Raw genomic sequence first — 12,745 nt, 5'->3', positions numbered from 1 at the left:
GGCCGGTCACGCGCTCAGCGCGACCCGCGTGCCGCCTCCGCGGCAGCCGCGTCCTCGGCGGCGAACCGCGCCTCCAGGCGGGCGTCCCTCGCACGGATCGACGCGAGCGTCTCCGCGTCGAGCCTTCGTCGCGCGCGCCTCCGCAGCTCGACCGGGATCTCGCGCCCGGTGCTGCGGTCCACGAGCACCAGATCCGGGCCGAGTCCGTCGATCCGGAGCGGGCCCGCGTCGTCACGCATCATCGTCGGGAGCACCTTCCGTCGCCATCGCCAGCAGGTCGTTCGCCGCCCACACTAGGGCCCGTTCCGCGGGCCCGGGAGCCTGACTTTCCAGGGTGCACAGGAGTCGATCGGCCCGGTGCGGGTCGACGACGTCCAGCCGGGCCAGGGTCCACTGGTACATGCCCCACCAGCGCTCCGCCCGGGCATCCGCGAGCGCCTGGGCCCGCAGCCGGTCCGCCGCCCGGCGCGCCTCGGCGTGCTGCTCCGCGGCGAGGTCACGGTCGGCGCGGATGCGGCGTGCGGACACGACGAGGCTGATCGCCGCCGCGACGAGCGCCGCGACCCCGGCGACGGCCGGCGACGTGAGGAACTCCGCCCACCACGCCTCGCTCCAGAGCACCGACGCGTCGTCACTCGGGACGGGCATCGGCACGCCTCCTCACGTCGACCGGCGGACCGCACCGGCCCGCCGCTCCCGACCCTAGGGCCGCTCCGAGCCCGCCCGGCCGTCGTCCACAGGCCCGGTCCGCGAGCGCCTCACCGTCCCGCGAGCCACCCGAGCATCCCGCGCGCCGCGGCGACCCCGGTGCTGAACGACGCCTGCAGCAGGTACCCCCCGGTGGGCGCCTCCCAGTCGAGCATCTCCCCCGCCACGAACGTCCCCGGCAGCGCGCGCAGCATCAGCCGGTCGTCGACCTCCGACCACCGGATGCCGCCGGCGCTGGAGATGGCCTTCTCGATCGGCATCACCTCGGGCACCGCGACCGGCACCGCCTTGAGCAGCGCCGCCACCGCGGCCGGGTCGTCAGGCACGGCGTTGCCGGTCGCCTCCCGGAGCAGGCCGACCGCGACCGGGTCCAGCCCGACGGACCGCTGGAGCCACGTCGACCGCGAGTCCTTCGGCCGGCGCCGGGCGAGCCGGTCCGCCAGCCGCTCGGCGGGCGTGTCCGGCCGCAGGTCGAGCTCGAGGACGCAGCCGCCGGCGTCCAGCGCCGCGCGGACCGCCGCCCCGGTCGCGTACAGCGGCCCGCCCTCCAGGCCGGTCCGCGTCACCATCGCGTCGCCGCGCACGGCGGGCCGCCCCGAGCCGCGCACGGACACCGCCACGTGCTTGAGCGGCACGCCCTGGAACCGCTCCGCGAACCCGGCGGTCCAGCCGACGCGCACCCCGACGTTCGCCGCGCGCAGCGGCGCCGCCGCGACGCCCCGCTCCGCGAACCGCGCCACCCACGAGCCGTCCGACCCCAGCCGGGGCCAGGACGCGCCGCCGAGCGCGAACAGCACGACGTCGTGCGCGACCTCGCGACGGTCGCCGTGCACCGCGCCGCCCACGCCCGTGAGCCGCAGGGTCGCGCCGTCGTCGGCCCAGCCGTCCCAGCGCTGCCGCCGCTCGACCCGCACCCCGAGGTCGTCGAGCCGCGCCAGCCACGCGCGCACCAGCGGCGTCGCCCGGAAGGACCGCGGGAACACCCGGCCGCTCGTGCCGACGAAGGTCTCCTCGCCGAGCCCCGCGCACCACGCCCGCAGGTCGTCCGGGGTGAACGCCTCGACCATCGGCGCGAGCAGGTCGGCGGCGTCGCCGTACCGGCCCAGCAGCCGGTCGCGGGGCTCGGAGTGGGTGATGTTGAGCCCGCCGTGCCCGGCGAGCAGGAACTTGCGGGTCGGGGACGGCATCCGGTCGTACACCGTGACCGCCACGCCGGCCCCCGCCAGCACCTCAGCGGCGATCAGCCCCGCCGGGCCGCCGCCGACCACTCCCGCCGTCCGCACCGGGCGACGGTAGCCCACCGGCGCCGCCACCCGCGGCGCGCCGGTCTCAGCTCCCCCGCCGCGGCGACGGCAGCGCCGGCACGCGACCCACCGCGCGGTCGTGCTCGCGCAGCCACGCCGTCACGTCGTCGGCGGGCAGCGGGCGGCTGTGCAGGTACCCCTGCGTGCGGTCGCACCCGAGCTCGCGCAGCACCGCGGACGTGCCGGCGTCCTCGACGCCCTCCGCGATCAGCCGCAGGCCGAGGTGGTGCGCGAGGTCCACCGTGCCGGACACGATCGCGTGCGTCCGCTCGTCCGACGTCAGCCGGGCGGTGAACGACCGGTCGAGCTTGAGCTCTCGGGCGGGCAGCTCGTTGAGGTAGGTGAGCGACGAGTAGCCCGACCCGTAGTCGTCGATGCTCACACCCACGCCGCGCTCCGCCACGGCCCGGGTGACCGCCACCGCGTGCGCGGGGTCGTGCATCAGCGTGGTCTCGGTGATCTCCACGACCAGCCCCTCGGCGGGCAGCCCCGTCCGGGCGAGCACGTCGTCCACGACCTCGATCAGCCGCGGGTGCTCCAGGCAGGAGGTCGACAGGTTCACGGCGACCGGGAAGTCCCGGCCGGCCGCGCGCCACCGGGCCGCCTGCCGCGCGGCCTGGTCGAGGACCTCGGTCGTGAGCGCGAACATCACGCCGTGCTGCTCCGCGAGGTCGATGAACGCGACCGGCGGCAGCAGCCCCCGCTCCGGGTGCCGCCAGCGCGCCAGCGCCTCCATGCCGACGACGGACCCGTCGCGGCAGTCGAGCTGCGGCTGGAAGTGCAGCACCACCTCGCCGTGCCGGCCGCCTCCCCCGCCGCCGGTCAGCATGGCCCGCAGGTCGTCGGCGAGCGCCCGCTGGTCGCGCTCGTGCGCGTCGACCGCCTCGTCGTAGACACGCACCCCGCCGCCGGCCTGCTTCGCGGCGTACATCGCGGCGTCGGCCCACCGCAGCAGCTCGGGGTGGTCGCGCTCGCCCAGCTCGGTGCTGGACACCCCGATGCTGGCGTCGATCCGCACGATCCGGCCGGCCACGTCGACGGGCACCTGCACCGCGGCGCGCATCGCCTCCGCGATCGCCGCCGCCCGGGCGACGTCCGGGTCGTCCAGCACGACCGCGAACTCGTCGCCGCCGAGCCGGGCGAGCACCCCGCGCCCGGCGAGCTCCTCGCGCAGCCGGCCCGCCGTCACCCCGATCACCGCGTCGCCGGCCGCGTGCCCGTACCGGTCGTTGACCTCCTTGAACCGGTCGAGGTCGACGACCAGCAGCGCGGCGCCCCGGCGCTGGGTCCCCGCGAGCGACTCCAGGAACGCCCGCCGGTTCGCGACGCCCGTGAGCGGGTCGGTCCGGGCCTCGACCCGCGTGCTGGCGAGCTGGGCGAGGTCCCGGAGCGTCCGGAGCACGCGGGCGCAGCCGCCGAGCACCGCGAGCGTCGCCAGCACCGGGACCGCGGCCGGCCCGCCCGGGCCCAGCCCGTGCGCGAGCAGCAGGCCCGCGCCGCAGACGATCACCAGCAGCGACCCGACCGTGAGCACCTGCGACGAGGCGTACCGGACGGGGTTCGGCGCGGGGGGCAGCAGGGTCATCCACGCGGCGACCACCACCACCGAGGCCCACGCCGCCGGGACGAGCGCGGCGTCGACCGCCGGCTCGGGGCCGAGCACCAGGTGGTGCGCCCCGACCGCCTCCAGCCCGGCCATCGCCGCCAGCCCGCCCGCGAGGGTCCATGCCCGGACGTCGCGGTGCAGGCCGCTCAGCAGGGTCACGGTCAGGGTGGTGCCGACGAGGATCAGCAGCACCGACAGCCGGGTCACGTGCCCCTCGAGCGCCCACCCGGGGCCCGCGGCCGTGGTCCGGACGTGGTGCAGCACCGTGAGCACGAGGGCGGCGGCGGCCAGCAGCCAGCTCAGGCCGCCCAGCCAGTCGCCGGGCTCCGCGGCCGTGGTCCGGTACCGGTTCCAGCGCACCAGGCCCTGGTAGGCGAGGACGCAGCCGAGCACGGCGCCGACGGTGAGCGGACCGCCCGCGGCCCGGCCCGGGGCCGCCCCGTCGAGCAGCGCCGCGAGCGCCGTCTCCGCGGCCATCCCGGCCGCGACGGCCCAGCAGCCTCGGGCGACCCACCGCCACAGCTCGCGCTCGTCCACCGAGGTGTGCGGGAGGCGCGCGGTGAGCACCCCGGCCCCCGCCGCGGCGGCGAGCGCGCCCGCGGTGGTGGTCAGGCCGGGCGCCACGCAGGTGGTCTCGACGACGCCCGCGGCGGCGACGAGGAGGCCGGCGAGCAGCAGCAGCGCGCGGGGGGCGTGGGCCCGTGGGCTCCGGGTCCGGTGGGAGTTCATCACTCCTCCCATCGGCGGGCGGGGGGCGTCACCGCAGGCCGCGGGCCCGCATTCACCCGGGTCAGGTGCCTAGGCTCGGGGCATGGCCACCGTCCTCCTCGTCCGCCACGGCCGCACCACCGCCAACGCCACCGGCGTCCTCGCCGGCCGCACCCCGGGCGTGCTGCTCGACGCCGTGGGGCACGAGCAGGCGCGCGCGACCGGGGAGCGGCTCGCCGTCGTGCCCCTGGTCGCGGTCGTCACCAGCCCGCTCGAGCGCTGCCGCGAGACGGCCGACGCGCTGCTCGCCCGCCAGGCCGGCGGCCCGCCGCTGCGGGTCGAGGACCGGCTCACCGAGTGCGACTACGGCGCCTGGCAGGGCCGCCCGCTCCGCGAGCTCGCCGAGGAGCCGCTGTGGCGGACCGTCCAGGGCCAGCCGTCCGCGGCGGTGTTCCCGGGCGGCGAGTCGCTCGCCGCGATGCAGGCGCGGGCGGTCGCCGCGGTCCGCGAGCAGGACGCCGCGGTCGAGGCCGAGCACGGACCCGGCGCCGTCTGGGCCGCGGTCACGCACGGCGACCTGGTCAAGGCCGTGCTGGCGGACGCGCTCGGCATGCACCTCGACCTGTTCCAGCGGCTGAACGCCGGGCCGGCGTCGGTGGCGGTGGTCCGCTACGGCGCGCAGCGGCCCGACGTGGTCGCGGTCAACACGGACGCCGGCGACCTGTCCTGGCTCCGCACGACGGCCGCCCCGGCGGACGCGGCGGTCGGCGGCGGCGCCGGGCCGGCGGACGCCGCCCGCGACGGTGTCGGCCCGCGCTCCTAGCATGGGGGCATGGCCACCCTCCTCCACCTGCACGACTGGCCCGACCGCGCCGTCATCGGCACCGTGGGCCGGCCGGGTGCGCGCACCTTCTACCTCCAGGCGCGCACCGGCCGCCGGCTGACGAGCGTCGCGATGGAGAAGCAGTGGGCCGCGACGCTCGCCGAGAAGATCGACGAGATCCTCGACGAGCTCATGACCCTCGACGGCAACCGGTACAGCGTCCCGGCCGAGGCGTTCGCCGAGCTGCTCGACGCCGACCCGGTCGAGCAGCCGGTCGAGGAGGACTTCCGCCTCGGCCAGATGCGGCTGCACTTCGACCGGGCGACCGGGCAGGTGGTCGTCGAGGCGTTCCCGCTCGTCGAGGTCGAGTCCGAGGAGGAGGCCGAGCGCCTCGCCGCCGAGGACCCGGAGCCCGAGGAGGCGATGGTGCTGCGCATGCCCGTGGGCACCGCCCGGGCGTTCGCCGAGCGCGCCCGCCGCGTGGTCGCCCAGGGCCGGCCCGCCTGCCCGCGGTGCGGCGAGCCCGTGGACCCCGACGGCCACGACTGCCCCGCCACACCGTCCTGGTGACGGAGGTCGACCCGGACGGCGAGCTCGCGGTCGTCGGCCGGATCACGACGGCGTCGAACGCGACGTTCCTCGCCGAGCTGGCCGGGACGCGCGTCGTCTACAAGCCGGTCGCGGGCGAGAAGCCGCTGTGGGACTTCCCCGACGGCACGCTCGCGAACCGCGAGGTCGCCGCGTACCTCGTGTCCGAGGCGACCGGCTGGGGCGTCGTCCCGCGCACCTGGCTGCGCGACGGCCCGCTCGGCCCCGGCATGGTGCAGCTCTGGCAGGAGCCGGACGCCGACCAGGACCCGGTGGACGTGGTGCCGTCGGCGGCCGTGCCCGACGGCGCGCGCACCGTGCTGGAGGGCGGCGACGAGGACGGCCACCCGGTCACGCTCGTGCACGAGGACTCCCCCGCGCTGCGCCGGATGGCCGTGCTGGACGTGCTGCTCAACAACGCCGACCGCAAGGGCGGCCACGTGCTGGCGATGCCCGACGGCCGGCGGCTCGGCGTCGACCACGGCGTGACGTTCCACGTCGAGCCGCGGCTGCGCACCGTGCTGTGGGGCTGGCTGGGCGAGGACCTGACCGCGGACGAGGTCGCGGGCGTGCAGCGGGTGCGCGCGGGGCTCGACGGCGACCTGCGGCCGGTGCTCGCCGTGCTGCTCGACGCCGCCGAGGTGGACGCGCTCGCGGCGCGGTGCGAGCGGCTGCTGGCCGCGCCGCGGTTCCCCGGCCCGGAGGGCGAGATGCCGGCGGTGCCCTGGCCGCTGTTCTGACCGCGCGGCCCGTCCGGCCGCGCGGCCCCGTCCGACCGCGCGGCCCGTCCGACCGCGCGGCCCGTCCGGCCGCGCCTCAGGCCCGCTGCGCGGGGGCGGCGCGCAGCAGCACCGCCACCGCGACGCGCCGCACCACCATCCCCGCCACCCCGGCGGCCGCCGCCACGGCGAGCACCCGGGGGTCGGACGGGTCGAGCAGGAACACGCGCTGCCCGACGGGCGTCAGGACCGCGGTCGCCATCCCGGCGACCATCAGGGCCACGAGCGCGAGCTTCCACGGCCGCAGCGGGCGGGCGACCTGCACCAGCACGTCGAACGCGACCAGCACCAGGGCCAGGAACGCCGCGGTGGCCGCGGCCTCGTGCTCGTCCGGGCCGGTGCCCAGCACGGCGCGCGCCGCGAGGAACGCCGCGTACGCCGCGACCGCGACCCCGAGCCCGCCGGGCACCGCCGAGGTGAGCACCCGCCGCACGAAGCCCGGGCGCGCGCGGTCCTGGTTCGGCGCGAGGGCGAGCACGGCGGCGGGGATGCCGATGGTGAACCAGGCGATCAGCGTGACGTGCCGCGGCAGCAGCGGGAACGGCAGGCCGCTGAGGGCCACGACCAGGGCCAGCAGGACCGAGTAGACCGTCTTGGACAGGAAGAGCGTCGCGACCCGCTCGATGTTCGCGATCACCCGTCGACCCTCGGCCACCACGTGCGGCAGCGTCGCGAAGTCGCTGTCCAGCAGGACGATCCGGGCCACCGCGCGGGCGGCCGGGCTGCCGTTCCCCATGGCGACCCCGACGTCCGCGTCCTTGAGCGCCAGGACGTCGTTCACGCCGTCGCCCGTCATCGCGACCGTGCGGCCGCGCGCGGTGAGGGCCCGCACGAGCGCCCGCTTCTGCTCAGGGGTGACGCGGCCGAGCACCGTGGCGCGCTCCGCGGCGTCCGCCAGGGGCTCCGGGTCGGCGGGCAGGTCGCGGGCGTCCACGGCGTCGTGGGCCCGGGGCACGCCCACCTGCTCGGCGACCGCGGCGACGGCGACCGGCGAGTCGCCCGAGACGACCTTGACCTCGACGTCCTGGCGGGCGAAGTACGCGAGGGTCGCGCCCGCCTCGGGTCGCACCCGCTGGTCGAGCACGAGCAGCGCGGCCGGCGCGAGCCCGTCCGGCAGCCCCGCGGCCGGCAGCGCGTCCGCCGTCCGCGCCAGCGCCAGCACCCGGCGGCCCCGCGCCGACTCCTCCGCCGCCCGCTCCAGCGCGGGGTGGCCGGGCAGCACCACGTCCGGCGCGCCGAGGACCCAGGTCGCCCCGTCCTGCGAGCGCACCGCGGCCCACCGGCGCGCGGACGAGAACGGCACGACGTCGGACGTCGCCAGCGGGGCCGCGTCGCCGACGTGCTCCAGCACCGCGCGCAGGCTGGCGTTGGGCCGGGCCTCGGCGGCGCCGAGCGTCGCGAGCACCCGGTCGAGTGCGGCCGGCGGCAGCGCCGGGTCGAGAGCGTCGACGGCGCGCACCCGCATGCCGTCCTCGGTGAGCGTGCCGGTCTTGTCGAAGCACACGACGTCGACCCGGGCCAGGGACTCCATCGCGGGCAGGTCCTGCACCAGGCACTGCCGCCGACCCAGCCGGATCACCCCGACCGCCATCGCCACGGCGGTCATCAGCACCAGCCCCTCGGGCACCATCGGCACGAGCGCCGCGACCATGCCCCGGAGCGCGTCGTCCGGCGCCTGGTCGTTGACCCACAGCTGGTTGACGACCGTCAGCACGGCGACCGGCACGAGCGCCCAGGTGACGTACCGCAGGATCTGGTCGATGCCGCTGCGCAGCTCCGACGACGGTCGCCGGAACGCGGACGCCTCCCGGGCGAGCCGCGCCGCGTACGCCGCCTCGCCCACGCCCGTGGCCCGGATGCAGCCCGACCCGGCCACCACGACGCTGCCGGACAGCAGCCGGTCGCCGGTCCCCGGCACGACGGCCTCCGACTCGCCCGTGAGCAGCGACTCGTCCACCTCCAGGCCCGCGGCGTCGACCAGGGTTCCGTCGACGGGCACCTGGTCCCCGGCCGCGAGCCGCACCAGGTCGTCGACCACCACCTCGGCGGGGTCGACGACCGCCTCGCCGGCGGCGCGGACGACCGTCACCCGCGCGCGGTTCAGCAGCGCGAGGCGGTCCAGGGTCCGCTTCGCGCGCACCTCCTGGACCATGCCGACCGTGCTGTTGACGACGATCAGCAGGCCGAACAGCCCGTCCACCAGGTGCCCGGTGCTGAGCACGACCACGAACAGCACGAGGTAGATCGCGCTCACGCGGGTCAGCACGTTGCTGCGGACGATCTCCGCCCAGCTGCGGCTGGTCGCGGCGTCCACGCGGTTGACGTCGCCCCGGGCGACCCGCTCGCGCACCTGCGCCGGGGTCAGCCCGGCCACCTGGTCCCCGACGGCCGACGCCACGCCGCGACCCTACCGGCGCGCCCGACCCTGCGTACCCCCAGGTGGTGCGGCGGCCGCGGGGCCGCGCGCGAGCGTCACGTCCAGCCAGCCGACGACCTCGTCCAGGTACCGCGTCCGCGCGGGCAGCGGCGACAGCGCCAGGTCGTGCGCGCCGCCGCCCACCTCCTCGTAGGTCACGTCCGCCCCGAGCCGCGGCGCCAGCCGGCGCATGTCGGCCGGGTCGAGCACCGAGTCGGTGGTGAGCAGCCCGTCGTGCCACCGGTCGTCCGGGCCCGACGCGTCCGAGGCGAGCACGAGCACCGGTACGTCGACGTCCAGGCCCCGCGCGACCTCCGCGTGCCCGCGCCGGATCGCGCGGACGAACCCCGCGCGCACCGGGAACCCCGCGTACGGCTTCCAGGCGAGGTCGTACGACCACTCCCCGCCGCCGTCGGCGTGCAGCGCCCGCCCGTAGTGCTCGCCGAGGTGCGACACCACCAACCGCGGCGCCACCCGGCCGACGACGTGGTCCAGCGCCCAGGTGAGCACGGTGCGCTCGACGAGCGAACCGCGCAGGTCGAGCCACGGCGAGTTGAGCACGACCGCGTCGACCAGCCCGCGGCCCCGGCGGTGGTGCGCCCACAGCGCGGCGATCAGCCCGCCCGTGGAGTGGCCGAGCAGCACGACCCGGTCGTGCTCCGCCCGCACGAGCCGGACGGCGGCGTCGATCTCCTCCGCGTACACCGCGAGCGAGCGGGTGTCGTTCGGCTCCCGCCCGGCCCGGATCGACCGTCCGTAGTCGCGCAGGTCCAGCGCGTACAGGTCGTAGCCGCGGTCGGCGAGGGCGTCGGCGACGTGCGTCTGGAAGAAGTAGTCGACGAACCCGTGCACGTAGAGCACGGCCGGCCGCGCCGCGTCCTCGCCCGCGCCGCGCCGGTGCACGAGGGTCGCGACCGCGTCGCCCTGAGCGTCCGGGCGCAGGTGCAGCGTCCGCTGCACCCAGTCGCCGCCGAGCACGTCCGGAACCGCGTCGTCCACCCGCATGGTCGGATCCTGCCAGAGCCCGTCGCCGCGGGGCCCGCACCGCCGCGGGTGCGTCGCCGCTGCTCCCGGTGCTCCCGGTGCTCCCGGTGGCGGCCCACGGGGCGGTGCCGCACGGTGGGAGGGTGGCAGGCGGCCGTGGACCGGGACCGGGCGGGAGCGCCGGGACCACCCGGTCCGGGGGTCCCGGGCATCTTTGTGGGGCCGCGCGCGTTGACGCTACTGTCGGGCCTGTCGGGCCTGTCGGGCCTGTCGGGCCTGTCGGGCCGGGCGCCGACCACCAGGGAGAGGGAGCCGGGCATGCGCATCGCGTCGAGCACCGCGCGCCCCTCCGCGCGCCGCGCCGCCGCCGCGCGCCCCGCCGCCCGCACCTGTCGCTGTCGCTAGAGCGCTGGCCGCCCCGCCGCACGCCGGCGGCAGCCCGACCCGGGCCCTCGCACCGGGCCAGCGCTCGCCCTCGACCCGCGGCCGGGCGCGCGCCCGCGCCGTGACCCTGCACCGACCCACCGCCGAGACACCGAGGACGGACTGACATGGCACGCATCTACGACGACGCGACGCAGCTCATCGGCAACACCCCGCTGGTCCGGATCAACGCGCTGACCGAGGGCGTCGGCGCGACGGTCGTCGGCAAGCTCGAGTTCTACAACCCCGCCAGCTCGGTGAAGGACCGGATCGGCGTCGCGATCGTGGACGCGGCCGAGCGCTCGGGCGAGCTGCGGCCGGGCGGGACGATCGTCGAGGCGACCAGCGGCAACACCGGCATCGCGCTGGCGTTCGTCGGCGCCGCCCGCGGCTACGACGTCGTGCTGACCATGCCGGAGTCGATGTCGAAGGAGCGCCGCGCGCTGCTGCGGGCCTACGGCGCCGAGCTCATCCTCACGCCCGCGTCCGAGGGCATGAAGGGCGCCGTCAACCGCGCGAACGAGATCGTCGCCGAGCGTCCGGGCGCCGTCCTGGCCCGCCAGTTCGCCAACGAGGCCAACCCGGAGATCCACCGCCGCACCACCGCCGAGGAGATCTGGGCGGACACCGACGGCGGCGTCGACATCCTCGTCGCGGGCATCGGCACCGGCGGCACCATCACCGGCGTCGGCCAGGTGCTCAAGGAGCGCAAGCCGGGCGTGCAGATCGTCGGCGTCGAGCCGGCCGAGTCGCCGATCCTCAACGGCGGGCAGCCCGGCCCGCACAAGATCCAGGGCATCGGGGCGAACTTCGTCCCCGAGATCCTGGACACCGGCATCTACGACGAGATCGTCGACGTGGACGCCGAGACCGCCGTCGCGGTCGCCCGCCGGGCCGCGCGGGAGGAGGGCCTGCTCGTCGGCATCTCCTCCGGCGCCGCGCTGCACGCCGCGATCGAGCTCGGGAAGCGGCCGGAGAACGCGGGGAAGCTGATCGTCGTGATCATCCCGTCGTTCGGCGAGCGCTACCTCTCCTCCATCCTGTACGCCGACCTCCTGGACTGATCATGACCTCGACCACGCGACCGCCGCGCACGGACGGCACTTCACGGCCCGGGGGCCGCGGGGTGCCGACCCCGGCGCGCGCGGCCTCGGGCCCGCGCGCGGCGGCCGGCAGCCCCGGCGCCGCAGCCGGCGAGCACTGGCGCAGCCTGCGCCGGTTCGCCCGCACGCTGCGCGAGGACCTCGAGGCGGCGCAGCGCCGGGACCCGGCCGCGCGGTCGCGGGTCGAGGTCGCGCTGGCGTACCCCGGCCTGCACGCCGTGTGGGTGCACCGCCTGGCGCACCGGATGTGGCGCGAGCCGGCGCTGCGGCTGCCGGCCCGGCTGCTGTCCCAGCTGTCCCGCGCCGCCACCGGGGTGGAGATCCACCCCGGGGCGACGATCGGCCGCCGGCTGTTCATCGACCACGGCATGGGCGTGGTCGTCGGCGAGACCGCCGTGGTCGGGGACGACGTGGTGCTGTTCCACGGCGCCACCCTCGGCGGCAAGACGATGAAGCGCGGCAAGCGGCACCCGACGGTCGGGAACGACGTCGTGGTCGGCGCGGGCGCCAAGGTGCTCGGCCCCGTGTGGATCGGCGACGGCGCGCAGGTCGGCGCGAACGCGGTCGTGCTCAAGGACGTCCCCGCGGGCGCGGTGGCGGTCGGCGTCCCGGCGACGATCCGCCGGCGCCCGGCGTCGTCCCCGCCGGAGCCCGAGGTCGACGACCCGGCGATCTACATCTGATCGCGACGGCGCACGGCGTCAGACGACCGGCGCGCCGCCGTCCCACGCGCGCGGGCTGATCTCCGGGCGGCTGGTCCACGGCTCGCCGAGCATCGGCGAGGAGATCAGCATGTCCGCGGTCGCGACGTTCGCGGCCATCGGGACGTTCCACACCGCGGCGATCCGCAGCAGCGCCTTGACGTCGGGGTCGTGCGGCTGCGGCTCCAGCGGGTCCCAGAAGAAGATCAGCATGTCGATCTGCCCCTCGGCGATCTTGGCGCCGATCTGCTGGTCGCCGCCGACCGGGCCGGACAGCAGCCGGGTGACGGGGAGGCCGAGCTCGAACTCGAGCATGGTGCCCGTCGTGCCCGTGGCGTAGAGGTGGTGCCGGGACAGCGTCCCGCGGTTGAACTCGGCCCAGCGGAGCAGCTCGACCTTCTTGTTGTCGTGCGCCACGAGGGCGATGTGGTGGGCGACGCCGGGCATGGGCGGGTCCTTCCGTGCGGTGGTTCCGTGGGCGGGCAGCCGACGACGGCGGGGCGCCCGGGGCACACGATAGGGCCCGCCGGCGTCGCTCCCGTGACCAGGACCTGTGCGTCGGGGGTGAGCCGGTCGCAGGCGCGCGCCGCGTCGTCCTCGCG

The 12,745-nt window shown here is 77.1% G+C and carries 12 protein-coding genes; 5 read left to right on the top strand and 7 right to left on the bottom strand.

Annotated elements, in window-relative coordinates; all coding sequences use genetic code 11:
- Positions 1-14: 14 nt before the first annotated feature.
- The 4 genes from Cpa01nite_RS05955 to Cpa01nite_RS05940 form a co-directional block, all read right to left on the bottom strand.
- Positions 15-242, bottom strand: a complete 228-nt coding sequence (locus Cpa01nite_RS05955) for a hypothetical protein (protein WP_203667820.1) — start codon at positions 240-242, stop codon at positions 15-17.
- Positions 232-648, bottom strand: coding sequence for a hypothetical protein (locus Cpa01nite_RS05950; protein ID WP_203667819.1), 417 nt, complete (start codon positions 646-648; stop codon positions 232-234). The genes Cpa01nite_RS05955 and Cpa01nite_RS05950 overlap by 11 nt, the downstream gene beginning before the upstream one ends.
- 110 nt (positions 649-758) lie before the next feature.
- Positions 759-1,991, bottom strand: coding sequence for a TIGR03862 family flavoprotein (locus Cpa01nite_RS05945; protein WP_239068562.1), 1,233 nt, complete (start codon positions 1,989-1,991; stop codon positions 759-761).
- Between the two features lie 46 nt (positions 1,992-2,037).
- A complete protein-coding gene (locus tag Cpa01nite_RS05940; protein ID WP_203667817.1) occupies positions 2,038-4,347 on the bottom strand; it encodes a putative bifunctional diguanylate cyclase/phosphodiesterase in 2,310 nt (769 codons plus the stop codon).
- A gap of 82 nt (positions 4,348-4,429) precedes the next feature.
- On the opposite strand from Cpa01nite_RS05940, the gene Cpa01nite_RS05935 reads away from it, so the two are divergent.
- Genes Cpa01nite_RS05935 through Cpa01nite_RS05925 form a run of 3 tightly spaced genes read left to right on the top strand, consistent with a single transcriptional unit; the run spans position 4,430 to position 6,477 of the window.
- On the top strand, positions 4,430-5,149 hold the full coding sequence (locus Cpa01nite_RS05935) for an MSMEG_4193 family putative phosphomutase (protein ID WP_203667816.1): 720 nt from the start codon (positions 4,430-4,432) through the stop codon (positions 5,147-5,149).
- A 9-nt stretch (positions 5,150-5,158) separates the two neighbouring features.
- The gene (locus tag Cpa01nite_RS05930; RefSeq protein WP_203667815.1) at positions 5,159-5,719 is read left to right on the top strand and encodes a DUF3090 domain-containing protein; all 561 of its coding nucleotides are present in this window, start codon (positions 5,159-5,161) and stop codon (positions 5,717-5,719) included.
- A complete protein-coding gene (locus tag Cpa01nite_RS05925) occupies positions 5,716-6,477 on the top strand; it encodes an SCO1664 family protein (protein ID WP_203667814.1) in 762 nt (253 codons plus the stop codon). Before Cpa01nite_RS05930 ends, Cpa01nite_RS05925 begins: the two co-directional genes overlap by 4 nt.
- 76 nt (positions 6,478-6,553) lie before the next feature.
- Here Cpa01nite_RS05925 and Cpa01nite_RS05920 read toward each other — a convergent pair whose 3' ends face one another.
- On the bottom strand, positions 6,554-8,914 hold the full coding sequence (locus Cpa01nite_RS05920; protein ID WP_203667813.1) for an HAD-IC family P-type ATPase: 2,361 nt from the start codon (positions 8,912-8,914) through the stop codon (positions 6,554-6,556).
- A 9-nt stretch (positions 8,915-8,923) separates the two neighbouring features.
- Entirely contained in the window at positions 8,924-9,937 is a 1,014-nt protein-coding gene (locus Cpa01nite_RS05915) for an alpha/beta hydrolase (protein ID WP_203667812.1), read from the bottom strand.
- Positions 9,938-10,467: 530 nt separating this feature from the next.
- On the opposite strand from Cpa01nite_RS05915, the gene cysK reads away from it, so the two are divergent.
- Both cysK and epsC read left to right on the top strand, forming a co-directional pair.
- A complete protein-coding gene (gene cysK, locus Cpa01nite_RS05910) occupies positions 10,468-11,403 on the top strand; it encodes a cysteine synthase A (RefSeq protein WP_203667811.1) in 936 nt (311 codons plus the stop codon).
- Between the two features lie 2 nt (positions 11,404-11,405).
- Positions 11,406-12,125, top strand: a complete 720-nt coding sequence (gene epsC / locus Cpa01nite_RS05905; protein ID WP_203667810.1) for a serine O-acetyltransferase EpsC — start codon at positions 11,406-11,408, stop codon at positions 12,123-12,125.
- A gap of 18 nt (positions 12,126-12,143) precedes the next feature.
- On the opposite strand, the gene Cpa01nite_RS05900 is transcribed toward epsC, so the two are convergent.
- The gene (locus tag Cpa01nite_RS05900; protein ID WP_203667809.1) at positions 12,144-12,590 is read right to left on the bottom strand and encodes a methylglyoxal synthase; all 447 of its coding nucleotides are present in this window, start codon (positions 12,588-12,590) and stop codon (positions 12,144-12,146) included.
- Between the last annotated feature and the right edge of the window lie 155 nt (positions 12,591-12,745).

The organism is Cellulomonas pakistanensis, from assembly GCF_016862755.1.
GTDB lineage: Bacteria > Actinomycetota > Actinomycetes > Actinomycetales > Cellulomonadaceae > Cellulomonas > Cellulomonas pakistanensis.
The sequence above is the reverse complement of the archived record's forward strand: the minus strand, read 5'-3'. Positions and strand labels throughout refer to the sequence as shown.

What these genes read in the sequence shown, in the direction of transcription:
- Cpa01nite_RS05955 (WP_203667820.1), bottom strand. Translation starts at nt 242, where the DNA reads ATGATGCGTGACGACGCGGGCCCGCTCCGGATCGACGGACTCGGCCCG.
- Cpa01nite_RS05950 (WP_203667819.1), bottom strand. Translation starts at nt 648, where the DNA reads ATGCCCGTCCCGAGTGACGACGCGTCGGTGCTCTGGAGCGAGGCGTGG.
- Cpa01nite_RS05940 (WP_203667817.1), bottom strand. Translation starts at nt 4,347, where the DNA reads ATGAACTCCCACCGGACCCGGAGCCCACGGGCCCACGCCCCCCGCGCG.
- Cpa01nite_RS05935 (WP_203667816.1), top strand. Translation starts at nt 4,430, where the DNA reads ATGGCCACCGTCCTCCTCGTCCGCCACGGCCGCACCACCGCCAACGCC.
- Cpa01nite_RS05930 (WP_203667815.1), top strand. Translation starts at nt 5,159, where the DNA reads ATGGCCACCCTCCTCCACCTGCACGACTGGCCCGACCGCGCCGTCATC.
- Cpa01nite_RS05915 (WP_203667812.1), bottom strand. Translation starts at nt 9,937, where the DNA reads ATGCGGGTGGACGACGCGGTTCCGGACGTGCTCGGCGGCGACTGGGTG.
- cysK (WP_203667811.1), top strand. Translation starts at nt 10,468, where the DNA reads ATGGCACGCATCTACGACGACGCGACGCAGCTCATCGGCAACACCCCG.
- epsC (WP_203667810.1), top strand. Translation starts at nt 11,406, where the DNA reads ATGACCTCGACCACGCGACCGCCGCGCACGGACGGCACTTCACGGCCC.
- Cpa01nite_RS05900 (WP_203667809.1), bottom strand. Translation starts at nt 12,590, where the DNA reads ATGCCCGGCGTCGCCCACCACATCGCCCTCGTGGCGCACGACAACAAG.